Source organism: Streptococcus sp., assembly GCF_030825805.1.
Taxonomy (GTDB): domain Bacteria; phylum Bacillota; class Bacilli; order Lactobacillales; family Streptococcaceae; genus Streptococcus.
The window spans coordinates 1-25,237 of record NZ_JAPJPF010000001.1 but is presented as its reverse complement, the minus strand read 5'-3'; the positions used below and the strand labels follow the sequence as shown (position 1 = coordinate 25,237).

Annotated in this window: 22 protein-coding genes, 1 other RNA gene and 1 pseudogene; 20 read left to right on the top strand and 4 right to left on the bottom strand. The window is 44.5% G+C overall.

What is annotated here, in order from left to right; all coding sequences use genetic code 11:
• Positions 1-35 precede the first annotated feature (35 nt).
• The 13 genes from RCH62_RS00120 (at position 36) to RCH62_RS00060 (ending at position 13,436) form a co-directional block, all read left to right on the top strand.
• Positions 36-3,725 carry an alpha-L-fucosidase gene (locus RCH62_RS00120; RefSeq protein ID WP_306474340.1) on the top strand — a complete coding sequence of 1,230 codons (3,690 nt, stop codon included), beginning with the start codon at positions 36-38 and terminating at the stop codon, positions 3,723-3,725.
• A gap of 231 nt (positions 3,726-3,956) precedes the next feature.
• Entirely contained in the window at positions 3,957-4,415 is a 459-nt protein-coding gene (locus RCH62_RS00115; RefSeq protein ID WP_048690753.1) for a CtsR family transcriptional regulator, read from the top strand.
• A gap of 7 nt (positions 4,416-4,422) precedes the next feature.
• The gene (locus tag RCH62_RS00110; RefSeq protein WP_048690751.1) at positions 4,423-6,852 is read left to right on the top strand and encodes an ATP-dependent Clp protease ATP-binding subunit; all 2,430 of its coding nucleotides are present in this window, start codon (positions 4,423-4,425) and stop codon (positions 6,850-6,852) included.
• 11 nt (positions 6,853-6,863) lie between these two features.
• The gene (locus RCH62_RS00105; RefSeq protein ID WP_306474339.1) at positions 6,864-7,352 is read left to right on the top strand and encodes an ECF transporter S component; all 489 of its coding nucleotides are present in this window, start codon (positions 6,864-6,866) and stop codon (positions 7,350-7,352) included.
• Positions 7,333-7,737 carry a DUF4430 domain-containing protein gene (locus RCH62_RS00100; protein ID WP_048716674.1) on the top strand — a complete coding sequence of 135 codons (405 nt, stop codon included), beginning with the start codon at positions 7,333-7,335 and terminating at the stop codon, positions 7,735-7,737. The genes RCH62_RS00105 and RCH62_RS00100 overlap by 20 nt, the downstream gene beginning before the upstream one ends.
• Positions 7,738-7,898: 161 nt before the next feature.
• Positions 7,899-8,633, top strand: coding sequence for a hypothetical protein (locus RCH62_RS00095; RefSeq protein WP_306474338.1), 735 nt, complete (start codon positions 7,899-7,901; stop codon positions 8,631-8,633).
• 202 nt (positions 8,634-8,835) lie between these two features.
• Positions 8,836-9,894: an AAA family ATPase gene (locus RCH62_RS00090; protein ID WP_306474337.1), complete on the top strand. Its 1,059-nt coding sequence runs from the start codon at positions 8,836-8,838 to the stop codon at positions 9,892-9,894.
• 12 nt (positions 9,895-9,906) lie between these two features.
• Positions 9,907-10,689, top strand: a complete 783-nt coding sequence (gene pnuC, locus RCH62_RS00085) for a nicotinamide riboside transporter PnuC (protein ID WP_306474336.1) — start codon at positions 9,907-9,909, stop codon at positions 10,687-10,689.
• Entirely contained in the window at positions 10,690-11,487 is a 798-nt protein-coding gene (locus RCH62_RS00080; RefSeq protein ID WP_306474335.1) for an NUDIX domain-containing protein, read from the top strand.
• Between the two features lie 296 nt (positions 11,488-11,783).
• Positions 11,784-11,978 (top strand): helix-turn-helix transcriptional regulator, encoded by a 195-nt coding sequence (locus RCH62_RS00075; protein WP_306474334.1) that lies wholly within the window; start codon positions 11,784-11,786, stop codon positions 11,976-11,978.
• Positions 11,979-11,990: 12 nt separating this feature from the next.
• Positions 11,991-12,533, top strand: coding sequence for a DUF3278 domain-containing protein (locus tag RCH62_RS00070; RefSeq protein WP_306474333.1), 543 nt, complete (start codon positions 11,991-11,993; stop codon positions 12,531-12,533).
• A 10-nt stretch (positions 12,534-12,543) separates the two neighbouring features.
• The gene (locus tag RCH62_RS00065) at positions 12,544-12,870 is read left to right on the top strand and encodes a hypothetical protein (protein WP_306474332.1); all 327 of its coding nucleotides are present in this window, start codon (positions 12,544-12,546) and stop codon (positions 12,868-12,870) included.
• A 26-nt stretch (positions 12,871-12,896) separates the two neighbouring features.
• Positions 12,897-13,436: a DUF3278 domain-containing protein gene (locus RCH62_RS00060; RefSeq protein ID WP_306474331.1), complete on the top strand. Its 540-nt coding sequence runs from the start codon at positions 12,897-12,899 to the stop codon at positions 13,434-13,436.
• Between the two features lie 85 nt (positions 13,437-13,521).
• Here RCH62_RS00060 and RCH62_RS00055 read toward each other — a convergent pair.
• The 3 genes and pseudogenes from RCH62_RS00055 to hslO all read right to left on the bottom strand — a co-directional run.
• Positions 13,522-13,671 (bottom strand): annotated as a pseudogene (locus tag RCH62_RS00055) (C4-dicarboxylate ABC transporter); the annotation flags it as partial.
• Between the two features lie 144 nt (positions 13,672-13,815).
• Entirely contained in the window at positions 13,816-14,793 is a 978-nt protein-coding gene (gene dusB / locus RCH62_RS00050) for a tRNA dihydrouridine synthase DusB (protein ID WP_306474330.1), read from the bottom strand.
• Positions 14,780-15,652, bottom strand: a complete 873-nt coding sequence (gene hslO, locus RCH62_RS00045) for an Hsp33 family molecular chaperone HslO (RefSeq protein ID WP_037608143.1) — start codon at positions 15,650-15,652, stop codon at positions 14,780-14,782. Before hslO ends, dusB begins: the two co-directional genes overlap by 14 nt.
• Before the next feature lie 111 nt (positions 15,653-15,763).
• Here hslO and RCH62_RS08445 point away from each other — a divergent pair, with 111 nt between their 5' ends.
• Positions 15,764-15,892, top strand: a complete 129-nt coding sequence (locus tag RCH62_RS08445; RefSeq protein ID WP_003002006.1) for a hypothetical protein — start codon at positions 15,764-15,766, stop codon at positions 15,890-15,892.
• Positions 15,893-16,144: 252 nt separating this feature from the next.
• On the opposite strand, the gene gshAB is transcribed toward RCH62_RS08445, so the two are convergent.
• Positions 16,145-18,400 carry a bifunctional glutamate--cysteine ligase GshA/glutathione synthetase GshB gene (gene gshAB, locus RCH62_RS00035; protein ID WP_070506135.1) on the bottom strand — a complete coding sequence of 752 codons (2,256 nt, stop codon included), beginning with the start codon at positions 18,398-18,400 and terminating at the stop codon, positions 16,145-16,147.
• A gap of 296 nt (positions 18,401-18,696) precedes the next feature.
• On the opposite strand from gshAB, the gene RCH62_RS00030 reads away from it, so the two are divergent.
• The 6 genes from RCH62_RS00030 to RCH62_RS00005 all read left to right on the top strand — a co-directional run bounded on the left by RCH62_RS00030 (position 18,697) and on the right by RCH62_RS00005 (position 25,115).
• Positions 18,697-19,989: an adenylosuccinate synthase gene (locus RCH62_RS00030; protein ID WP_070665062.1), complete on the top strand. Its 1,293-nt coding sequence runs from the start codon at positions 18,697-18,699 to the stop codon at positions 19,987-19,989.
• 219 nt (positions 19,990-20,208) lie between these two features.
• Positions 20,209-20,679, top strand: a complete 471-nt coding sequence (tadA, locus tag RCH62_RS00025) for a tRNA adenosine(34) deaminase TadA (RefSeq protein ID WP_306474329.1) — start codon at positions 20,209-20,211, stop codon at positions 20,677-20,679.
• 36 nt (positions 20,680-20,715) lie between these two features.
• Positions 20,716-20,808, top strand: an RNA gene (gene ffs / locus RCH62_RS00020) — signal recognition particle sRNA small type.
• Positions 20,809-21,510: 702 nt separating this feature from the next.
• Complete coding sequence (locus RCH62_RS00015) at positions 21,511-22,860, top strand: glucose-6-phosphate isomerase (RefSeq protein WP_000018241.1); 1,350 nt, start codon at positions 21,511-21,513, stop codon at positions 22,858-22,860.
• 185 nt (positions 22,861-23,045) lie between these two features.
• Positions 23,046-24,290 carry a hypothetical protein gene (locus RCH62_RS00010; protein WP_306474328.1) on the top strand — a complete coding sequence of 415 codons (1,245 nt, stop codon included), beginning with the start codon at positions 23,046-23,048 and terminating at the stop codon, positions 24,288-24,290.
• Positions 24,291-24,311: 21 nt separating this feature from the next.
• A complete protein-coding gene (locus RCH62_RS00005) occupies positions 24,312-25,115 on the top strand; it encodes a hypothetical protein (protein WP_125335039.1) in 804 nt (267 codons plus the stop codon).
• Positions 25,116-25,237: the final 122 nt, after the last annotated feature.

Genomic DNA, 25,237 nt, shown 5'->3' with positions numbered 1-25,237 from the left:
CACCCTCTTTACCTGATGACATAAAGGAATGGAATATGGGAAAAAGATTAGTTGATAAGAGAAATCGATTTGGCATTCGTAAACTCTCAGTAGGCGTCTGCTCGGTAGTCGTAGTGACTTGTTTTTTAGGAGTGACTACCAGTTACGCAGAGGAGCAAGCTGAGAATAGTGAACCGCGTGAAGAACGGGTTGAAACGAGCAATGCAGGGGATCAAGGAAAGGAGGAGAAAACTGTGAACGAGCACCAAGAAGAATCTGAACAGTCCTCATCAGCTATTAGTGAGAAAGAAAATCGTGCAGTTAGCCAAGGGACAGAAGCAAGCCAACCAGCCACTTCTCTAGATGAGGAGCCTGAGATTGCTAATTATGGACCACTTCCAAGCAAGGCTCAGATGCAATACCACCGCGAAGAACTAGCAGCTTTCATCCACTTTGGGATGAATACTTACTACGATCGTGAGTGGGGAGATGGGCAAGAAGACCCTTATTATTTCTATCCAGAGAATCTGGATACCGATCAGTGGATCAAAACCCTGAAAGACGCGGGCTTCAAACGAACCATCATGGTCGTCAAGCACCACGATGGCTTCCTCTTGTACCCATCCAAATACACCGACCATACCATTGCTAAAAGCGGTTGGAAGGAAGGGAAAGGCGATATCCTAGCCGAGGTTTCTGCTTCTGCCAGCAAGTATGACATGGATATGGGGGTCTACCTCTCGCCTTGGGATGCTCACAGCCCACTCTACCATGTGGATACAGAGGACCAATACAACGAATACTATCTCAACCAGCTCAAAGAAATCCTTGAAGATCCAAAATATGGAAACAAGGGCAAGTTCGTAGAAGTCTGGATGGATGGAGCGCGTGGCGATGGGGCTCAAAAAGTCACCTATACCTTCGACAAGTGGTTTGATGCTATTCGTAAGGCCCAAGGGGATATTGCCATCTTCTCAGCTGAGCCGACCAATGTTCGTTGGATTGGAAATGAAAAGGGAATTGCTGGAGATCCAGTTTGGCATAAGGTCAATCCAGATAAGATCCGCAACAATCCATCCAATAGCTATCTCAATCACGGGGATCCGGAAGGGAAGCAATACTCAGTGGGAGAAGCGGATGTTTCTATTCGCTCCGGCTGGTTCTACCATGACAAGCAAGAGCCTAAGTCCTTGCGCGAATTGATGGACATTTACTTCAAATCGGTCGGCCGTGGAACCCCGCTTTTGCTCAATATTCCACCCAATCAAGATGGGAAATTTGCGGATGCCGATGTAGCCCGCTTGAAAGAATTCCGCCAGACTTTGGACCAACTCTACAGTGTGGACTATGCGGCAGGAGCTTTGGTCGAAGCTGACTCGACACGGCGCAATGCTCATTATTCAGCCAGCCATTTGACAGATGGGGATGAAAAGACCAGTTGGGCACCTGCAGATGATGCCAAGACCGGCTCTTTTGTCCTCGATCTTGGAAAAGAGCAACACTTTGATGTGGTCGAGCTCAAGGAAACCATCGAGAAAGGCCAACGGATTTCTGGCTTCACCATCGATGTGGCTGTGAATGGCCAATGGCTTCCTTTTGGAGCTGGTTCAACCGTAGGATACCGCCGTTTGATCAAGGGACAACCAGTTGATAGTCGCTATATCCGGGTGTCCATCACCGATGCCCAAGCCACTCCAATCTTGAACGGAGTATCTGTCTATAAGACGCCAGCCAGCATTGAAGAAACCGATGGCTATCCGCTTGGTTTGACTTATCATTCTGACCGGACAGCTGAGCGGGCCAATGGCCAATGGAATGAAGAGGGAGAAGGCGTCCGAGGCACTTCTATGTGGACCAAGGAAAAAGGAGCTTCGGTGACCTATCAGTTTGAAGGCACCAAGGCCTATGTCGTCGCAACCGTGGATCCTGGTCATGGGGAAATGGATGTCTATGTCGATGGCCAAAAGCTAGCGACGGTCAATACCCAAAGCCCAAACCGCAAACGCAGCCAAAAGGTCTATGAAACACCGGACTTGGCAGCAGGATCCCACACCTTGACCTTGGTCAATAGCAAGGGAGATGCGATCGCAACGGAAGGGATTTATGCCCTCAATAACCAAGAAAAGGGTCTCTTTGAATTTGCTCAGCCAACCCTAGCTGTTAAGAAAGGCGACCCAGCGCAAGTCGTCGTCAAGAGAAAAGGTGGCTCTAAAGGAAGTGCCAGTCTTAAATTGATCACAGAACCAGGAACAGGGGTTCATGGCAAGGTCTACAAAGATACTAACGTCACCCTTGAGTTCGCAGATGGAGAGACAGAAAAAACAGTCCAAGTTCCAACCCTTGATTTTGCAGGAAAAGCGACCGATGTCTATGACTTTAAGGTCAAATTGTTGCATCCGGATCAAGGAAGTCTGGTTGGTTTTATTCCAGAACTGACAGTCCAAGTGATGAACGAGGACCAGTTGCCAGAAAATCGCAAGGAAGTGGATGACCAAGATCCAAAACTGCATTACAGTGAGGGTTGGCACCACGAGACAGACAATCCAAACTTCTCAAATGGCACAGAATCTTGGTCCAGTTTTAACCAAGTGACCGATGAGGAAGGCAAGAAACACATTGACATGACCATTACCTTTAAGGGCACCGGTGTGGAGGTTCGAGGAGTGGTCGACCCAAGTCATGGTCTCTACAGCGTCACTCTGGATGGAAAAGAAATAGCCTTTGAAGAAGGTCGGGGCCATGATTATGAGATCGAAGGCGATCATTATTTCAGTGGCTACGGAGATCAACGCAAGCTCGACCAGAGTTTGGTCAATCTACAAGGTCTAGCAAAAGGCTACCACCAGCTACGCCTGCATCTGGATCCAGCCCTCAATGATCCTCAGTCGTCCAGAGCTATCCAGGTGGACCGATTTGTCCTCTCAGGGAAAGATAGTCAGCTGCTCAGTCAAGAAGAGTTGCAACAGATCATCAGAGAAGGAGTAGAAAAGATCAAGGCTACTTCTCTCGATCGTTTGAAAGCAGACCTCAAACCGACGGTTCAAGGACAATTGACGGACTTGACTCAGTTGTTGGATCAAGAGCAACCAGATTTGGTTGCTGCTGCTAATCAAGTCGAAGCCCTTGAAACTATCTTAGAAGATGCTCACAATTATGAACCCCTGACGCAGACACGCCCAGATCAAGGTGTTCGGGATTTGATTCTTGAAAAGCCAGAACTTCTCATCGAAGCTGAGGAGATTCCATTTGAGAGTCAAACGCGTGAGAACAAGGACTTGGCCAAGGGCGAAAGCCGAATCCTTCAAGCAGGGAAGGTCGGACGCCGGTTGAAATTGATCGAGGTTCGACAAGAAGGAGGCAAAGAAATTCGGACAGAAGTCGATGCCTTTGTCGAAGTGGAAGCCCAGGACCAGATTACGGAAGTCGGGACGAAGGAAGTGGAAGAAGATCCTGTTATTCCCGAAGTGCCGCTACCAACAAAACCAAGTGAAGACTCACAAGAAACGAAACCGCTCCTTCCTCCAGAAGACAAAAAAGAAAGTGGAATTGCTCCAATTCTGAAACCGACGGCTTCGAAAGAGACTCCTCCTTCTCCTGTGGTAGAAGCAGTAACTCCGGACCCTGTGCAGTCCCAAGAAAAACTGCCACAGACAGGATCAGAGAAGGCAAGTTTCTTAGCTTGGATCGGACTACTCGGCTTAGGCTTCCTAGGCGGAAGAGTGAAATACGCTCGTCGGAAATCCTAAAGTCCCTTCTACAAGAGGTTAGCAATAGCTACCCTCTTTTTTGGCCTCCTTCTGGCTACCAACAAGGGGTCTTCAGATTCTATCACGACGTAGTCTTTGCTTTATTTACAGGCGTAAAAATTGTATAATAGTCAGATAAGGTCAATAATGACATCATGGATGGTGAGACCATTTTTGATCCTCTGAAAAGCAGAGAGCTTATCTAGAATGAAAAGGTTAGAAAGGAGCATCATGGCAAGTAAAAATACATCAGATAGCATTGAGGCCTATATCAAGTCGCTACTGGCTCAAGCAGGCATCGCAGAGCTCAAGAGAAGCGAATTAGCGGATGTCTTCCAAGTTGTTCCTAGTCAAATCAATTATGTGATCAAGACCCGCTTCACCGAAAGTCGAGGCTATATCGTAGAGAGCAAGCGTGGAGGTGGCGGTTATATCCGGATTGGCAAGGTCCAATTTTCAGACCAACACCAGATGCTAAAAGAGCTTGGCGCAAGCATCGGAGAACAAATCAGTCAGACTGTTTTTGGCGATATCCTTCAAATGCTATTTGAAGAAAAACTCCTTACAAAGAGAGAGGCAGAGCTTTTGTCAGTGATGACGACAGACGAGGTTCTGGGCAGTGAAGCCCATCGCTTACGAGCCAATATCCTACGAAAAATTATCCAACAAGTCGATAGAAAGGGAATGTAATCTCCTTATGAACTATTCAAAAGCCCTATTAGAAACGATTGAAGCCGCTCAAATCTTAGCGGGTCATTTTGAGTCTCAAACGCTAGATACCTGGCATATCCTAGTAGCCCTAGCCAATAATCCTTATAGTGTAGCTGGTTCCGTCTTAAGTGACTATCCTATGCAGATTGATGATTTTCAAGATGCGGCGGAGCACATTACGGGTCAAGTCTACCAACGGGATGGCCGCTATGAGGTATTTCCTTTTTCTTTCCGTGTCGAAGAAATCATGAAACGTTCCCAAGAGATTGCCCAGGCAGTCCATGCCAAAAGTCTTGGAACAGAGCATGTCCTATTGGCACTTCTATTAGAACGGGGAACCTTGGCTTCTCAAGTATTGGAGTATGTCGGCTTCCGCTATGATGATCAGGAAGAGGGCATTAAAATCGTCGAGCTTCGCAAGAGCTTGGAACAACGAGCAGGTTGGGACAAGGAAGCTGTGAAAGCTATCCGTTCGCTCTATCGGGCCCAGCAACCCAATCGTCAAACCATGGGAAATATGATGGGCATGCCAGCCTCTACCAGCGGTGGTTTGGAAGACTACACCCGAGATCTGACAGAAATGGCTCGCAATGGCAGTTTGGAACCGGTGATTGGCCGGGGTCAAGAAATCTCGCGGATGATTCAGATTTTGAGCCGCAAAACGAAAAATAACCCAGTCCTTGTCGGGGATGCCGGTGTCGGAAAGACCGCTCTAGCCTTGGGCTTGGCTCAACGGATTGCCAGCGGAGATGTCCCGACGGAGCTGGCTAAGATGCGGGTCTTAGAGTTGGACTTGATGAATGTTGTCGCAGGGACGCGGTTCCGTGGAGATTTTGAAGAGCGGATGAACAACATCATCAATGATATCGAAGAAGATGGCCATGTCATCCTCTTCATTGATGAGCTCCATACCATTATGGGCTCTGGCTCTGGGATTGACTCCACCTTGGATGCGGCCAATATCTTGAAGCCAGCCTTGGCTCGCGGGACCCTACGGACCGTAGGAGCCACTACGCAAGAAGAATACCAAAAACACATTGAAAAAGACGCCGCTCTGTCACGCCGCTTTGCTAAAGTCTTGATTGAGCAACCCTCTGTTGCAGATAGCATTGCGATTTTGCAAGGGCTCAAGAAGACCTATGAACGTCACCACCGTGTCCATATTACGGATGCGGCTATTGAGACAGCTGTTGTCTATGCCAATCGTTATTTGACCAGCCGCCTCTTGCCTGACTCCGCCATTGACCTCTTGGATGAGGCGGCAGCGACCGTGCAAAACAAGGGGCCTCAAGCCGGTCTTCAGTCCGACTTGACAGCTGCCGATCAAGCCTTGCTCAAGGGGCAGTGGAAAAAAGTTGCTCAGTTGCTAAAAGAAGATGCTAGTCCAAAAGGCTACCAGCTAGAAGTTAAGGAAGAGGATATCCTGAAGACGCTTAGTCAATTGTCAGGCATTCCTGTGGAGAAACTAACCCAAACAGCAGCTAAGAAATACCTTGAATTGGAAGCAGAACTTCATAAGCGCGTGATCGGTCAGGATCAGGCTGTCTCAAGTATCAGCCGAGCGATTCGTCGCAATCAGTCGGGAATTCGTTCTCACAAACGGCCAATTGGCTCCTTCCTCTTCCTCGGTCCCACTGGGGTCGGGAAGACTGAGCTGGCGAAGGCGCTGGCTGAAGTCCTCTTTGATGACGAGTCCGCTTTGATCCGCTTTGATATGAGTGAATACATGGAGAAATTTGCGGCCAGTCGTCTCAACGGTGCCCCTCCAGGTTATGTTGGTTATGAAGAAGGGGGCGAGTTGACGGAAAAAGTCCGCAACAAATCTTATTCAGTCCTCTTGTTTGATGAGGTGGAAAAAGCCCATCCAGATATCTTTAACGTTCTCTTGCAAGTCTTGGATGACGGTGTCTTGACCGACAGCAAGGGACGCAAGGTAGATTTCTCCAATACCATTATTATCATGACCTCAAACTTGGGAGCTACCGCTTTACGAGATGATAAGACAGTTGGTTTTGGCGCTAAGGATATTCGCTTTGACCAAGCCAATATGGAGAAACGCATCTTTGAAGAGTTGAAGAAGACCTATCGACCAGAGTTTATCAACCGGATTGATGAGAAGGTAGTCTTCCATAGCTTGACCAGTGACCAAATGCATGAGATTGTTAAGATTATGGTGAAACCGCTAGTTCAATCTCTAGCAGAGAAAGGCATTACTCTGAAATTCCAAGCGTCTGCTCTTAAATGGCTGGCGACTCACGGATATGATCCAGAGATGGGAGCACGTCCTTTGCGCCGGACCATCCAGACCCAGGTGGAAGACTACTTGGCAGAGATCCTCTTGAGAGGAGAAGTGGCTGAAGGGCAAACCCTCAAGGTAGGTGTTAAGTCTGGTCAGCTTAACTTCACGATTGACTAGGAGGATATGCAGTGCCTCTCAAACGCTTGACCCGAATCACCCTCTTAGCAGCCCTCTGTGTGGTGCTGAGACAAGCCTTTGCCTTCTTGCCCAATGTCCAACCCATTAGTGCCATTTTCTTTTTACTGGTGCTATTTGAAGACTGGCAATTTGCCTGTTTGGTGATGGCGGTCACCATGTTTACCTCGGCTTTTCTCTTGGGGATGAGCCCAGTGGTGCTCGCTCAGATACTGGCCTTTGGCCTCCTCTTGACTCTTTGGCGGGGGCTTTACCGCCACTTGTCTTTGCAAGTTCAGACTCTAGTGGTCGGCATCTTATCCTTTCTCTACGGGATAGTGATTGACAGTCTTTATGCGGTCCTTTACCACATGCCTTGGTGGACCTATGCTCTGGTGAATGGCTTTAGCTTTAACCTGGCCCACGCCCTTTCCACCGCCTGTTTTTACCCTCTACTTTATGTAGTATTTAGGAGATTGTATCATGAAAAAAACACTTTATAGTTTCTTTGCTGTCCTAGCAGCTCTTGTATTGGTCAGTTGCGGACAAAGCACACCATCGACTACGGAAAGCTCAGCTTCTAGCTCACAAGTAGCGAAAGAAAAACAAATTACCATTACGGTCAGTATCGCCCCTGAAGGGAAAGAAGCTCATAGCAAGACCTTGAAGGTTGCTGAAAAAGCCAACCTGATGGAAGTCCTGAAAGCTAACTACAAGATTGAGGAAAAGAGTGGCCTCATCACCTCGATCGATGGCGTAGCCCAGGACGAAAGTAAGGGACTTTATTGGATGTACAAGATCAATGGAGAGATGGCACCAAAAGGGGCAGCAGAAACGACTGTCCAAGATGGAGATACCATCGAATTTTATCAAGAAGTTTATCAATAAGAAAAAGAGTGAATGCTTGGAGTAGGGCTCCATTTGTTCACTCTTTTTTGAAACTAGTTTCTATTTTTTATAAGACTTGCAAATCCTCTTGACTTCCCTATAGATTAATGTTACAATTATATTACAAAATGTAACAAATGTTACAAAAGAGAGGTATTGCCATGAAAATGAAAGGAACCTTCTTTAGTCTATTTAGCCTTGCTCTAACAGCTGCTCTTCTCTTAAGCGGATGTGGATCAGAAAAGAAAAAGGAAACCAGTCCATCTTCAACTAGTAAAATTGTGCAAGTGAAACAAAGCTCTACAAGTAAAAAAGAAGAGAAAAAGACCACAAGCAAAACCACACAAGGCACAGAAGTTGCACAATCTCCTTCCATCGCTTCGAGCGAAACACAAGCGAGCCAAGAAAATCCATCAACTTCAGTGACACCAAGAGTTCCAGAAGTCAGTCAAGGCCTGGTTCCAACTCCTTCAAAAGAAACAAAACCAGCAGTGAACCCAGCACCAGAAAAACAAAAACGTCCTAGCTTGGAAGAAGGTCGCACGACTGCCAAAGAACAAGCCTCTAAGACAGAGAACCCACGCTATAAAGGTGTCTTGAGCTATGCCTCAGGGGATTATTCAGGAGCAGCAGGTAGTTGGACCGACGGTCGCGATACAGGCGTAACGATCGGTCAAGGAGGACAAGTAACCATTCAAACTCCTGGTGGCAATGCAGTGGGATATACGATTGGAAGCTATGAATACAACTTGGACCAAGGTCATTACCATGCTGGCTTGATTTCCACCCAAGATGGATCTGTAGCTAGCCTGGATATAGTTGTCGGTCAAAATGGTCAAGTGGCAAGTGTTCAAGTGATAGAAAATGGCCATGTGCATGCCCTTGTTCGGGAATAATGGCTCGCTACTGAGAAAATTAAAAAAAGATTGAAATCAGAGATTCAATTCTGTATAATAACATACAGAGTTGAATCTTTTTTAATTTTTGTTTTATAAAAATATATTTTTTTATAAAAAAGTATTGACAGATTGAAATTATAGTTTATAATAAAATCATAAGCAAAACATGTTTTGACATTATGATAAAGGAGCCAGTTAGATGAAAGAAAAAGTGGCAGTAGTATTTGGAACGTTTGCCCCCCTTCATCAAGGTCATATTGATTTAATTCAACGGGCAAAACGCCAATGCGACCGCGTTTGTGTGATTGTCTCTGGTTACAAAGGTGACCGAGGAGAAGAAGTTGGCCTTCCTTTGCAAAAACGTTTTCGCTATATTCGAGAAGGTTTTTCAAATGATGAACTCACCCAAATTTATAAATTAGACGAGACAGAACTTCCTCGCTATCCCTTAGGATGGGAGCCTTGGTTGAAAACAGCCTTAGAAACCATTCAATATGATGCTGAGAGAGAAGAACTCATCTTCTATGTTGGGGAAAAAACGTATCAAGAGGAACTTGAAGCGAGAGGCTTTCAAGCGCATTTACAGGAGCGTCAGTTTGGCATCTCAGGAACCCTTATCCGGGAAAATCCCAGCAAGTATTGGAAATACATTGCGCAACCTTTCCGTCGTCAGTTTACCAAAAAGGTCCTCATTATGGGGAGTGCTAGTAACGGGAAGACGACCTTGGCAAAAGATTTGGCCCGCTTCTATGATGCGCCAGTGAGTTTGGAGTATGCTCGCGAGTACCAGATCAGAAATAATGTACGGGATGATGAGCTGACCCCCAAGGACTATTATTATCTCCTACTCGGACAATACGATCAAACCTCAAAATTAATCGATAGTAGTGCCAATCGTGGACTGGTCATTGCGGATACCAACTCTCTGGTGACCAAGGGCTATTACGACTACTACATGGAAGTAGAAGGCCCAGAAACCAGTATGACGGATACCTTTGACAATCTCTTTGTCAGTATCCTCGCTAAGGAAAAATGGGATCTAATCTTATTTGTCCAACCCATTGGATCCTATGTCGATGATGGCTTCCGTGATATGACCATGGCTGATGAAGAAATTCGCAACAGTTTTTCAAATCACCTGGATCACCTCCGCCGCCAATACCTCTCAGATATCCCTACAGCCTACCTCGGGCAAGACTACTTGGGGAATTACGAAGAAGCGAAACGTGTCATCGATACGATTTATCAAGCTGATTAAAGGAGAAGCAACATGAAACGACTACAAGAAAAAATTCAAACATTTGGGGAGCATTTAAAAAATGTCCATCGAGAAGCTGGCAAACTTGGCTTCGTAGGGATTATGAAACTCCTTTGGAAAGACCTATTTGCTGGTCGCACTTTGACACAATGGCTCTATTTGCTTGCTTTATCTAGCGTACCCTTTATCCTAGAGTTTACCAATCAGGAAGCAAGTCACGATTGGTTAGGGCTCTTTGCCTCCTGGACAGGAATCGTTTGTGTGATACTAGTAGCAGAGGGTCGGGCTAGTAACTATCTCTTTGGAGCAGTGAACTCAGCGATTTATCTCATCCTAGCCTTGAACAAAAACTTCTATGGAGAAGTTCTGACGACTCTGTACTTCTTCGTGATGCAACCAATTGGTCTCTATGTCTGGTTGTCGAATCGGATCAATGACCAAGGAGGAGCAGAAGAGTCTCACTTTGAGGCCAAGAAATTAACCTTAATGGAATGGATCAAGTATTTGGTCCTAACAGCTCTGATTTGGATCGGGATGGGCTATGCTTATAAAAGCATCCACAGCGCACGACCTTTCCGTGATAGTGTGACAGATGCGACCAATGGAGTCGGCCAACTTCTCATGACCGGTCTCTATCGCGAACAGTGGATTTTCTGGATTGCGACCAACCTCTTCAGTATCTACCTCTGGTGGGGAGAAAGCATCCATATTCAGGGAATGTATTGGGTCTATACTCTTAATAGTTTGGTTGGTTGGTACCAATGGAGCAAAGCTGTGAAAAAGGAGGTTGCTTAAATGATAGCAACAAGCATTCCGGAAGGAATGAACGAAAAGGAATACTACGAAACGATCGTCAGCGAGGAAGAATTTCTCCGCTGGTACAAGGAGCAGGATCACCCTACCTATGAAAATCCAAGTGTGACAGCAGATATGGTGGCCTACTGCTTTGTGGAGGGGCGTTTGAAGCTCTTGGTGATTCGCCGGAAAACCCACCCTTGTCAGCATCGGGTCGCCTTGGTTGGAGGATTCTTGCAAAAGCACGAAGATGCTATCCAGGCTTGTATCCGTGAAGTCCAGGAAGAAGTTGGACTAGAATTGACCCCTCAAAAGGTCGAGCAACTAATGACAGTTTCTACTCCTGGTCGGGACCCTCGGGGTTGGGTCATTACCATTGCTCACTTGGTTTATTTGCCAGCTGAAGCAGTAGATATGGTCCGAGCTGGAGATGATGCCAAAGAAGTTCTCTTTCTCGATGTGGACTTCAAACATGGGGAATGTTCCCTAGATGGACGTGTCTTGACGGCTGAAGATTTTGCCTTTGACCACTATGAGATTGTCCAAGAATCTATCAAGCGGATCCAAGGGCGCTTGGCCTGGAATCCAACCTTCCTCCATCTCCTAGAAGAGCCTTTCACCGTATACGAAGCAACCGAGTTGGTGAATTTGATCCATCCAGATAAAGAAATTTTGACCAATAATTTCCTTGTAACCTATGGCTCTTACGTTGAAGAAGTGGGTGTCAAGCGGGTACCTAAGAAAAAACCACGCAAGACCTATCGCTGGAAAGAAAGCGAGTCTCAAGCGGATCAATAAGATACAAAAGAGGCTGGGACAAAAGTCCTAGCCTCTCAATTGTTTTTGGATTGTCGAGCAAGACGCAGTGGTTGAGTGGGCTCTACTACGCTGATTTCATCAGCTTTTACAGCCCTACTCAACTGTGCGGAGGTGGGACGACGAAATCGAATTCTAACGAATGACCGATTTCTGTCCCACTCTCTTTTTTGTTTTAGAAAGAAAAATTAAAAATAATGTCAAAAATAGTTGACATTTTATTTTTAAAATAATATACTATGGTCAAATATATACGACATAAATTAAAAGGAAGAAGCATGAATCGTGTAAAAGAATTCCGAAAGGAACTGGGAAAGTCCCAACTCGAACTTGCCAAGGATATCGGCGTCTCGAGGCAAACCATCAACATGATTGAAAACGACAAGTACAATCCTACCCTGGAACTCTGTCTCAATCTTGCTAGAAGCCTACAGACTGACCTCAACAGTCTCTTTTGGGAAGAAGAGTTTTAAAAAGGAGAAAAAATGAAAAAAGAAACATTCACTGAAAAACTTATCAAACGTACATATGGTATTTCTGGACCTCTTGACGAACACAAACGACGTGAAGCTGATCGTATCGGTAATCAGGTCTTTATCGTCCTCTTTTACCTGATGATATTTGGCAATTTAATCCCACTCGTTCTTGCCAATAAATATCCAGAAATAGTTGCTATCGGTTATCCTCTGGTGATATTTGGTATTTCTATGATAGCCGCTTTCTATGTGCTTTCTCAAACCAAGAAAACGGGTATCACAGCTATCGATCCTGATATGTTGAGTCAAAAAGAAAAGAAACAGTTACGTTTTCCTGGTCTGAAAGCAGGTCTAATATATGGACTAGGTATGTTCTTTGGAATCCCATTTCTTAATGTCTTGACGGATGATAATAAGAGTTATCTAAGTTCTCTTTTAAATACAGGACATTTTGTGACAACTATCATAGCAACTTTATTCTTCGGATTGACCATGCAGAGCGTTTTCTCCCATCGTATTCAAAAAGCTAAAAAAAATCAGGACGACGATTAGGAGGTGCCCTATGAAATCATTACTAACTTTACTGACCTATCATCTTTTGTTTGCTTCACTGCTCATCTTCATCATAGTTTCAGGGAACTTGCCCCTCTACGATGTAGTTCTCCTTCTAGTCTTTGTTCCAGCATTCAACAAAGGACTGACTTATCTAAAGATAGATTCCCAAAAAACGCGCATACTCAACTTAGCACTATGCTTTATGATTCTATCTCTGCCACAACTGATGGTCATCTCAAGCAATTGGAAATATTATTTACTATTAACTATCGCTAGCCTTTCTTCTATCACTTATCTTTATTATCTCTATCAATTCGTAAAAGAAACAAAGTAACATCGTTCATTTAGGAGAATTCATCCATGAAAAAAGAAGACTTAACAACTCGCTTACTTCGAAATCTCTTTCATATACAAGGGCCTTTTGACGAATGCCGTCAAGAGGTTATCTACAAGGCTTGCGCCCGTTCCATGGTTCAAATCTTTTACTCTTCCTTCTTTCTCTTCCTGTTCTATATTTTATTCGGACGCTTTATAGAAATTGTTCGAAATGTTATGCCCTTCATCTATTTTGGACTCATTCTTTCTATGACTATAAAAGCCCAAAGAGCCGTCCAAGAGCTTCATCTTGAAAAGGACGACAAATCAGAAATCATCTATAGAACCTACAGCAAACACCAAATTAAAGTTCGTAGTTGGTTGGTATTTATAAGTATTGAGATTGGCTTATTTGCCCTGCTGGTCTTTCATAAACTCTTCGTTCAGCAGATGCCCCTTTCAACTTTCTTGGAAAAAATCATCCAAACAGAGATAATGATCCCCTTACTGGTCTTTGGTCTTAGTATTGGAGCAATCTTTGGGACTATGGTCTATGGCTTTCTATCGTTGCACGAGGAGAAGTAAGAAACCGCTTGGATTTTGGTTATAATAACTATCAACCTAACAGAAACAACACCCCCCTAACACTTCTACGTGCTAGGGGGTTCTTTTATCTTTTTAAATAGTGGTTATAGCCAATCAATACATAGATCAGGATTGTCAAACAGATGAAAGTTTCTGCCCAAACGAGAAGGTTGAGGGCCGGAAACTGCAGAATGCCTTGGGTCATTTTCAATGAAGTTGCTGTGATGATCGTTGGAAGCTTTGTCCTTGTTTTCTGAGTGCATAGATCAGAACGATATCCTCATCTGTCAATTTCATAATAAAACCCCCAAAAAAGTTAGATTTTTTCTGTCTAACTTTTTGGGGGAGCAGTTCACATAAGGTCCTATTTTTATGTTTCTTATGCGTTTAATTGAAGAAGTTCTTCAATCTCAGCTAGGCTATTGGCTTGAGAAATCGCTCCACGAAGTTTAGCTGCGCCAGAAGTCCCACGAAGGTAATGAGGAGCTAAGCCACGGAATTCACGAACGGCAATGTGTTCGCCCTTGAGATCGATCAAGCGTTTCAGATGCTCGTAGGCAATCTTCATCTTGTCTTCGAAGGTCAAATCAGGTAGGATCTCTCCTGTTTCAAAGTAATGATTGATTTGGTTAAAGAGGTAAGGGTTCCCCATAGCAGCTCGTCCAATCATGACAGCGTCAGCACCAACTTCTTCGATGCGTTGTTTGGCTTCTTGAACCGTCCGGATATCCCCGTTGGCGATAAATGGGATTTTTGTCAGAGCTTGTGCAACCTTATGAAGGGTCTCAAGGTCTGCATGACCAGTGTACATTTGCTCCCGGGTCCGTCCGTGCATAGCAAGGGCAGAAACACCTGCAGCTTCTGCAGCAAGGGCATTCTCGACTGCTAGGGATGGGTCAGACCAGCCTGTACGCATTTTGACAGTGAGAGGGATATCAAGGACAGATTGAACCTTGTTGATAATAGAGTAAATCTTATCAGGGTCCCTGAGCCACATGGCACCAGCCTCGTTTTTGACGATCTTATTAACTGGGCAGCCCATATTGATATCAACGATATCAGTTTTGGTATTTTCTTGGATAAATTCTGCTGCGCGTGCTAAGCTATCTTCGTCGCTCCCAAAGAGCTGGATCGATACAGGATTTTCTCCCTCATCGATATGGAGCATATGCAGGGTCTTTTCGTTGTTGTATTGGATCCCTTTATCAGAGACCATTTCCATGACCACAAGGCCAGCTCCGAGTTCTTTCGCAATGGTCCGGAAAGCTGAGTTGGTCACACCGGCCATGGGGGCTAGGACCGTCCGGTTTGGGATCTCGACGTTCCCAATCATAAAAGGTGTATTAAGATTTGTCACGAATGAGTTCCTCCAAGTCGTTTTCATCAAAGTGGTAAGTTGTCTGACAGAATTGGCAAGCGATTTCCGCGCCATGGTCTTCGTCCTTCATTTCTTGAAGGTCTTTGGCTGGTAAGCTTGCCAAGGCATTCATGAAGCGTTCCTTGCTACAGTCACACTGGAAGCGGATCTCTTCTTCTGAGAGACGCTTGTATGGTTCGTCACCATAGATGGCAGTAAGAAGGGCTTCAATATGGTCGTCAGAGGCTAAAAGGGTAGAAATGGCCGGCATTTCTTGGATCCGTTTTTCAAAGCTGGCAATTTCTTCTTCCTTGGCATTTGGCAAGACCTGCACCAAGAAACCACCGGCAACCTTGACCTTGTCTTCTTCATCAAGGAGGACATTGAGCCCAACCGCAGATGGCGTTTGTTGGCTTTCAGTCAAGTAATAAGCTAGGTCTTCACCGATTTCTCCAGTGACGAGAGGTGTCATGGAATGATAAGGATTGCCTGTGCCGTAGTCGGTAATCACTAGGAATTCCCCGTTTCCGACAAATGGTCCGACCACGACTTCACCGGTCGCTGTTTTCTTGATATCCACACCAGGATTTTGCACGTAGCCTTTGACGTTTCCTTGAGTATCTGCCACAGTGATGATAGCACCAAGTGAGCTAGTGCCCAGGATTTTCACTGTTATCTTGGTGTTTCCTTTTTCATTGGCTGCGAGAATTTGACTAGCGATCAGGGTGCGCCCAAGGGCCACTGTTGAACTTGCTTGTGTCTGATGGTATTCTTGGGCTGCTCGCACGGTCTCTGTACTGTCTAGTACAAAGGCACGGAAAGAGCCACTTTCTGAGATAGTTTTGATAATTTTGTCCATACCTTTTATTTTAACACAAAATAGAAAAACAGGCGCAGGCCTGCGCTTGTTTTTTGGGGTTAGGAAGAATTTTAAGACCAAAAATAGTATAATAAAACAAAGGAGGCTAGCATGAACCAATCTTTGAAAGCGGCAGTCTATGGTTTGGCGGTAGCTGATGCATTAGGGGTTCCGTATGAATTTTTAACCCGAGGCAGTTTTAAAGCGATTGAGATGGTGGGCTATGGAAGCCAACAGTAACTGGCTGGAACTTGTTCAGATGATACTAGCCTTGTATTCGTGGCCTATGATTCTTTTTGGGAAAAAGGGAAGATTTCCTCTGCTATATGCAGGAGAGATTTGAAATTTGCTTGTTAGAGGATGATTTTACAGCAAATGACTTGCTATTTTAAACTTGTAGGAGGACCATGCTTAATCTTTTTAGGTTATCATCTAAAACTCTACCTCGGTTACAAAACAAAAACGCAGAGACATCTTCTGCGTTTTCTTACTTTATAGGTCCATTTCTGGGAAAAGTTTAGCTAGTATTTTCGGAGTAATGCTTTGTCCCGGCCCCTCAGCACAATAGGTGTGCATATACATAGAAGGATTGAAGTTGAGCTCGATGCAGGTACAGTTGGGATTTTCCTTTGTGGAAATAGCAGAGCTGTCAGGGATGATGAGATCAACGCCACAGGCCCAGGCTCCCATAGCCTTTGCCATGTCCGCAGCGAGTTCCTTATAAGATGGGTGCATGCTGTCTGTGACATCAATCGAGTCTCCGCCAGTAGAAATGTTGGAATTGCGCCGCAAGTCAACCTTGACTCCAGCAGGCAGGATATCATCTGGTCCATAGCCTTGCTGGTCCAGCATGAGCAGTTCAATGTCCCCCAGTTCAATGATTTCAAGCGGTGAACGATGATCTCGGCCCCGCAGAGGATTGTCATTTTTGATGGCAATCAATTCTCTCACGGTATGCTGACCGTCTCCGACGACATTGGCCGCCACTCGCAAGAGGACTGCTTGGCATTGTCCGTCTAAGACAAAGAAGCGGTACTCCGTTCCAGCGATAAATTCCTCCACTAAGACGGCGACATCTTCTGAAAAAGCAATCTCCAGAGCCTTGTGATAAGCTTCCAGGCTAGCTGGCTCTTGGAAGATAGAGATGCCCAGTCCGAAGTTGGTTGACTTGGGTTTGACAACAATTTCTCGGTTCTTAATCAAAGGGTAGTAGGCCAGTCCCTCTTCTAGAGAAGAAAATTCTGCTCCAGCCGGAACGGGAAAGTCAGCTGCTGCCAAAATCTTTTTGGTGACTGTTTTATTGGCCATGGCCAAAGGGATGACATAGTTATCCTTGGAGGTCATATTGCCGTTCTTGACATATTCTACATGACTACCATGCCAAAGCTTGAGAAATTGGTCCTTTTCATCTAAAATTTCGACATTTAGCCCCTTTTGAATAGCATCAAAGAGTAGCATCTGGGTGGACAGTTCCATATTTTCGTAGCCTTTGAGGGCATAAGGAGCAGTCCAGGCATAGCGGTGGTATTCTTCTGCTTTTTCTAGACCAAAAGCTGTTAAGGAATCTTGCTGGATATGGGGCAGGAGCTGTCCTGACAGTGTCAGCTGAGGATGTAAGAGAGCCTCTCTCATCTGGTCCAGCAAAGTTTGATAGTAAGTTGGCAGTTCAAAATGCTGGATGAGCTCTTCCATGGCTTGGAGAAGGGCTGAGCTGTCTGCCTCATCTGGCAGGGCAGTCAGCGGGTGGCTACAAGCAATTTTCTGGTTCAAATCATGGGCAGCTTTTAATACTGCATCAACATTTTCTACATCATCTAGCCAGAGCAGGCCCAGTAAAAAGAGATGGACAGTATCTAAGGTCTCTTGGCTAATGCCCAAATGGTCAAAAGGATTGAGATCGAAGCAGCGGAATTCCAGATAGGTGATACCCTGCTCCAGATAGGCGCGATTGTGCTTCTGTCCACGGAAGCGAACGGCTGAGTAAAATTCTTTTTCAGCACTGAGCTCGCCAGACTGAACGTAGTTGTCAATATCGGTTACATATTGCTCCAAAGAAGTGTAGGACACCTGAATATTCTCGTCATTGACATAGCCATAGTTGCTGTTGCGAAAAGAGCGGATAGGCTGCGGGTATTCCTGACTGTAGAAGCCGGCTTCTGCCAGAGGAGCAGCACCGTAGAGATAGGTTAAGAGCCATCGGAAACGCAGAAAGTTTCGAGCCAGTTTGAGATAGAGGTCATTTTTAAAGTCCTTGAGTAAATGATAGGAGCTGACTTGAAAGAGAGCAGCGACCAGATCTTTCCCTAGCTCCATGTTGTAGTGGATACCAGAGATGGCCTGTAGTTTTTTGCCATATTTTTTCGCTAAACCTTCTCGGTAGTGGCGTTCGTATTCGTTTTCCAGACGGGCGATGATAATATCTTCTTCAGTCAGCTGCGGTGGCATGGACAGAGGCCACAGGCATTCACTCTGGTCAATTGAGCGGCCTGCCACATCGCTGATAGCTCCCAGTAAGCGCCGCGCTTCCTTAGTAGAGTGAGCAATAGGTGTAATTAGTTCCAGTTGTTGTTCGCTGAAGTCTGTTTGGATGGTCGGGTGGAAATTGCGGGAACCAAGCTGACTCGGATGAGCAGTTTGAGCTAAGTGTCCATCAGTTGTCACTCGCAGATTTTCCCTCTCCAGACCAAAGGTCGCTTGGAGAATAGGGCTTGATGTATCCAGTTTCTGCAGTAATTGATTAATCGTCATCGTTTCACCGTCCTATGGTAGTTATTTTAGTCTATTACAAACGGAAAAAGAAAGCAAATTTCCGCTACGATTTTACAAAAATTCCGAACTTTTATTTTAAATTAAGTACTAAAATTCAGAAAATACATATTTTGTAAAAATGTAATTCGTCTACATAAGAGAAAAAACAAATGAAATGATGAACCCTCCTTGAAAAATTGTCAAATTTTTCATATAATGAGGTATAAAACATAATCGCAGGTGAGATTCCTGCCTGCTTTTCAAGAAAGGACGAGCTATATAGCTCAGACAAAGATATGACATCAGTAGTTGTTGTAGGAACCCAGTGGGGAGATGAAGGAAAAGGGAAGATTACAGACTTCCTATCAGCCAATGCAGAAGTCATTGCTCGCTACCAAGGTGGGGACAATGCCGGTCACACCATCGTGATTGACGGCAAAAAGTTCAAGTTGCACTTGATTCCTTCTGGTATCTTCTTCCCTGAAAAGATCTCTGTGATTGGAAATGGGGTGGTGGTCAACCCGAAATCATTGGTCAAAGAGTTGGCTTATCTCCATGAAGAAGGGGTATCAACAGACAGCCTTCGCATTTCTGACCGTGCCCATGTCATCCTTCCTTACCACATCGAATTGGACCGTCTCCAAGAAGAGTCTAAAGGGGACAACAAAATCGGAACGACCATCAAAGGGATTGGACCAGCCTATATGGACAAGGCTGCACGTGTAGGAATTCGGATTGCGGATCTTTTGGACCGTGACGTCTTTGCGGAACGCCTTCGCATCAATTTGGAAGAAAAGAACCGTCAATTTACCAAACTCTATGATGCAGAGGCTTTGTCATTTGACGATATCTTCGAAGAATACTATGAATATGGTCAACAAATCAAACAATATGTAACCGATACTTCTGTTATCTTGAACGATGCTTTGGATAACGGCAAGCGCGTGCTCTTTGAAGGAGCCCAAGGGGTTATGTTGGATATCGACCAAGGAACCTATCCATTTGTAACTTCCTCAAACCCTGTTGCAGGTGGGGTGACCATCGGATCAGGTGTCGGCCCAAGCAAGATCGACAAGGTTGTCGGTGTATGTAAAGCCTATACTAGCCGTGTTGGTGATGGCCCATTCCCTACGGAACTCTTCGATGAAGTGGGTGATCGGATCCGTGAAGTCGGCCATGAGTATGGGACAACAACCGGTCGTCCACGTCGTGTCGGTTGGTTTGACTCAGTTGTCATGCGCCATAGCCGTCGTGTGTCAGGAATTACCAACCTCAGCTTGAACTCCATCGACGTTCTGTCAGGTTTGGATACAGTGAAGATCTGTGTGGCTTACGACTTGGATGGAGAACGCATTGACCACTACCCAGCAAGCTTGGAGCAACTCAAACGTTGCAAACCAATCTATGAAGAATTACCAGGTTGGTCAGAAGACATCACCGGTGTCCGTCACTTGGATGAGCTTCCAGAAAATGCCCGCAATTATGTTCGCCGGATCGGTGAGTTGGTTGGTGTGCGCATTTCAACCTTCTCAGTCGGACCAGATCGTGACCAAACCAATATCCTGGAAAGTGTCTGGTCAAGTAAATAATTCAATAAAAGTTGGGAGTCTCTCTCAACTTTTTTGAGTCTTAAGAATACTTTAAGCCCTGTGGTCTATACTAAGACCATAAACAAAGACCTCCCAACTTTGTTTAGAATCCAAACTTTTTTTCATAATATCTCCCTATAAGAAGTCACCCATTGGTGGCTTTTTTTCTGGCTTCATCATATAATAGAACAAGAACATAAAAAGTAAGTGAGTGTACAAGTGAGAGACTATACCCTAGAAGAGAAAGAAGCTTTTATGCGAGAGGCTTTAAAAGAGGCAGAGATCGCCTTGGCCCATGAGGAAATTCCTATTGGCTGTGTCATTGTCAAAGACGGCGAGATCATTGGACGTGGGCACAACGCGCGAGAAGAATTGCAGCGAGCGGTCATGCATGCGGAGGTAATGGCGATCGAAGAAGCCAATCAGCACGAAGAGAGCTGGCGTTTGCTGGATACGACGCTTTTTGTCACGATTGAGCCCTGTGTCATGTGCAGTGGCGCCATCGGTCTGGCTCGCATTCCCAAGGTAATCTATGGGGCGAAAAACCAGAAATTCGGTGCTGGGGGCAGTCTCTACGATATCCTGACGGATGAGCGGTTGAATCATCGCGTAGAGGTTGAAAGCGGCCTTTTAGAAGAAGAATGTGCGGCGATTATGCAGAACTTTTTCAGAAATCGCAGGAAAAAGTAAAGAAAATTAGCCAAAAAAGAAAGTTTGTGTTATACTAATTAGTGGAGCAACAGTTCTGCGTGAAGCGGGTCAGGGGAGGAATCCAGCAGCCCTAAGCGAAGTGAACTGTGTGCTCTTTTTCTATGTACCTTAGTGAATCAAGTCCAAGGGACGAAGATGAACTTAGGTGCATTGACGCAGTTCGAGCAAAGCGAGAACTACGTTCCGAAATATATAGAGTCAACTCCAAGGCGTAGATGAATCCTAGAGCAATGGATGCAGTTTTTCCCGTTAGGGAAAAAGCTGTAAACCGATGAAGTTTTTAGTGAATCAAGTCCAAGGGACGCAGATGAATTCTAGAGCAATGGATGGGAGTGGAACAGAACGTTTGTTCGTAGTTCCACCCCCGCAAAGCTGATTATGTTTTCTTCTGAGCTTAAAAAGCGAAAGAAGAAAACATAATCAGCTACTGCGTTAAATTTCTTAACTAAAATTTATTTGGGGATGAGCGATTAGTCGCCGATAAAGTACCTTAACGAAACAAGACTGCAAGTCTTATCCGCTACCTCAAAGAAATGCTTTGAGCAAACAGCTACTGTTTTAAACTGCTTAACTAAAATTCATTAGCGGATTCAAAGAATAATTGCGTGAAAATGGAGCTTCATCAGTAGCTTCTTTTTTTGTATATTCTGATCAAAATAAGGCGCCATATGCAAACGATTGCTATTGCGTCGTTGCTTGATTTGTGAAAATAAAAAAATTAGCAAATGAAAACGTTTTACAGGGTGGTTTCCCTTGATTAAATCCCGGTAAAGCGATATCATAGAGAAGAAGAAATTTTGGAGGAATACTATGTCACATATTAAATTTGATTATTCAAAAGTATTAGACAAATTTGTTGCACCACATGAAGTGGAATACATGCAAGCACAAGTTACAGCAGCAGACGAATTAATCCGCAAAGGAACTGGTGCTGGTAGCGACTTCTTGGGTTGGTTGGACCTTCCTGAAAACTATGACCGCGAAGAATTTGACCGCATCTTGAAAGCTGCTGAACAAATCAAAGCAGACAGCGATGTTTTGGTCGTTATCGGTATCGGTGGATCTTACCTTGGTGCTAAAGCTGCCATTGACTTCTTGAACCACCACTTTGCAAACTTGCAAACAAAAGAAGAACGCAAGGCTCCACAAATCCTTTACGCTGGAAACTCTATCTCATCAACTTACCTTGCTGACTTGGTAGAGTATGTTGCAGATAAAGACTTCTCAGTAAACGTGATTTCTAAATCAGGTACAACAACTGAACCAGCCATCGCTTTCCGTGTCTTCAAAGAACTCTTGGTTAAGAAATACGGTCAAGAAGAAGCGAACAAACGTATCTACGCTACTACTGACCGCCAAAAAGGTGCTGTTAAGGTTGAAGCAGATGCTAATGGTTGGGAAACATTTGTAGTCCCAGATGACATCGGTGGACGCTTCTCAGTCTTGACTGCAGTTGGATTGCTTCCAATCGCTGCATCAGGTGCAGATATTAAAGCCCTTATGGAAGGTGCGAACGCAGCTCGTAAAGACTACACTTCAGATAAGATTGCTGAAAATGAAGCTTACCAATATGCTGCAGTTCGTAACATCCTTTACCGTAAAGGCTATGCAACTGAAATCTTGGTAAACTATGAGCCATCACTTCAATACTTCTCAGAATGGTGGAAACAATTGGCTGGTGAGTCAGAAGGGAAAGACCAGAAAGGTATTTACCCAACTTCAGCTAACTTCTCAACAGACTTGCACTCATTGGGTCAATTTATCCAAGAAGGAACTCGTATCATGTTTGAAACAGTTGTCCGTGTTGACAAACCACGTAAGAACGTGATCATCCCTACTTTGGAAGAAGACCTTGATGGACTTGGATACCTCCAAGGAAAAGATGTTGACTTCGTGAACAAAAAAGCGACTGACGGTGTTCTTCTTGCCCACACTGACGGTGACGTGCCAAACATGTACGTGACTCTTCCTGAGCAAGATGCCTTCACTCTTGGATACACTATCTACTTCTTCGAATTGGCCATCGCCCTTTCAGGTTACTTGAACGCTATCAACCCATTTGACCAACCAGGTGTTGAAGCTTACAAACGTAACATGTTTGCCCTTCTTGGTAAACCAGGATTTGAAGAATTGAGCAAAGAACTCAACGCTCGTCTATAATAGACAGACAAAACGATCTCGAAAGAGGTCGTTTTTTAATCGCTTTCCATATATCAGAATGAGGTGGAAAAATAGACTGTTTTATGATATAGTAGAACTACTATATTTATACTTTGCACGTCAAACTATGATCACAAAAAAAGTAGAAAGATCGATGAGCGAAGGTTGTTAGTAAAGGAGAGATTATGACAACAGAAGACAAGACACCTTTTGGAACACAAGAGGGACAAACTGTTCAAGAGCCTTTTGGAACACAAGAGGGACAAACTGTTCAAGAGCCTTTTGGAGCACAAGAGGGACAAACTGTTCAAGAACCTTTTGGAGCACAAAACGAACAAACTGTTCAACCACCTCTTGAAGCCCAAACGGGTCAAACCGTCCAAGAGCCTTTTGGAGCACAAGGGGGGCAGGCTGCTCAAGAACCTCTTGAAGATTCAATGGGCCAAAACTTCCAAGACCCTTTTGGAGTACAAAATGGCCAAACAGCTTATGAGCCATTTGGTGCACCAGGAGCGCAAGGCTTCCAACAGTCTTCTCCAGTAGAAGGACCACAAACTGGAGGACAGGAACAATTTTTCCAAAATCAAGCGCCACAGGTAGAAAATAATCCTTTCTACCAACAAGGGAACCCTCAAGCCTTTCAATCACAATGGAATGTTCAACCAAAACCGAAGAGTGGATGGACTAACTTTATCGTCTTTTCTATTCTTGCCCTCTTTCTTGGTGGCTTGATCGGTGGCGGAGCTGGCTATTTCTGGGGGCATTCATCTAAGCCTCAAGCAGATGCCAAACGTACCAAACGGTTAGACCGTGCTAGTGAAGAAGCTAAGAAAACAAAGACAGGCTTTATTACAGAAAAGGATGAGGTAATCTATACTTGGACCCTAAAAGACCTTGCTGCATTAAGTTATAGCAACAAGGACGGTTATGGCTTGACTGCTGATCAGATTGTTGAAACTTATGGATTGGCTACCAGTGTCGAATATGAAAAGAAAGGCATGATTCTTACTTGGGATCGTGCAAAGAACGCCTCTCACCAAAATATTTATTTCAGATTTGAAAAAGTGGATGGCAACTATTATTTGAAATCTGTAGAAGCCTTTAACTTGGAAGAAGTCTATGCGAGTGAAGACGATGAAGATGAAGATACTTCTACAGATCGTGAGATGAGCACGAAAGAATTCAAAGATCTGAAAAAAGGAGATAAGAAAACTGGTAAAGGTGGAACCTCCTTATTGGAAGTTTTGAAGAAACATAAACAAAATGTTCAAATAGGTACAGAGACAAAAATCACTGCTGATGGAGAAGAGTATGACTCTACTCGAGTGGTTGCAAAGATCAACCTTAAAGTGGGAGACGATTATAAGACATTACGCTTCTTAGCACAACCAGATGGGGACTTCTTATACATTGGTCCAGAACGTTTTTAATATAGAGGAGATAGATGAAAGATGAATACGAATCAATCACAGGCACCATTTGGTGTGCCAGAAACTGGTGATCAAAAGAAGCCAGGGAAAGGTCTGTTAATTGCTTGTATTAGTGGCTTTGCGGTCTTAGGAGTCATTATCGGTCTCTTCGTCGGCCATTCTATGGGTGCAGCAAATAGTGCTAAAAGTTCCTATCCTGCCCTTCATCCGAAAGCTGATGCAGGGGAATCAAAACGCGATCAGTCTGGAAAGTATATTGATCCAGAAGATACTGATTTTACATGGAACATTACTGATTTGGCTGACCTCGAGCTTGGTACTTACTCAACTTCAAATTTGGGAACATCCATTGAAGATGTTGTGGATAAGCACGGAAAAGCTTTACAAGGTTCATTTAGAAGAGATCTCATTGATTTAGAGTGGGGCGAGTTAAAAGAAGATCAGGATGATACCTATTCTCAATACCATACCGTTCGTGATATGAGATTGACCTTTAAGAAAGAGGGGGATACCTATTATTTACAGGACCTCTATTATTCAGGGGATTATAACGAAGCTGAGGACAATTTCATGACCTCTTCTTACTATGACAAGCTTAAAGTCGGGGATTCCAAAACTGGTAAGGATGGCGTTTCTTACAAGGAAGTGTTGAAAGATAATACCATTTATTCTCTCTCCTTGTCTGCAGATGAAGACTACAAAACTAATGATATTGTGACTACCATGACAATCCGTTTTAAATCTTCAACTTCAGACCAATATAAGTTAACGTTTGTGAAACAATCAGACGGCGATTTCCTTCTTGCTAAAAAAGGTGACGACTAAGATTGGTCACTTTCCTGCCTCACAATGGTAGGGAAAAGAAAGGAAGAAACTCAACTTTCCTAAAGCTAGAAAAAGAGGCTGGGACAAAAGTCCTAGCCTCTCAATTATTTTTGGATTGTCGA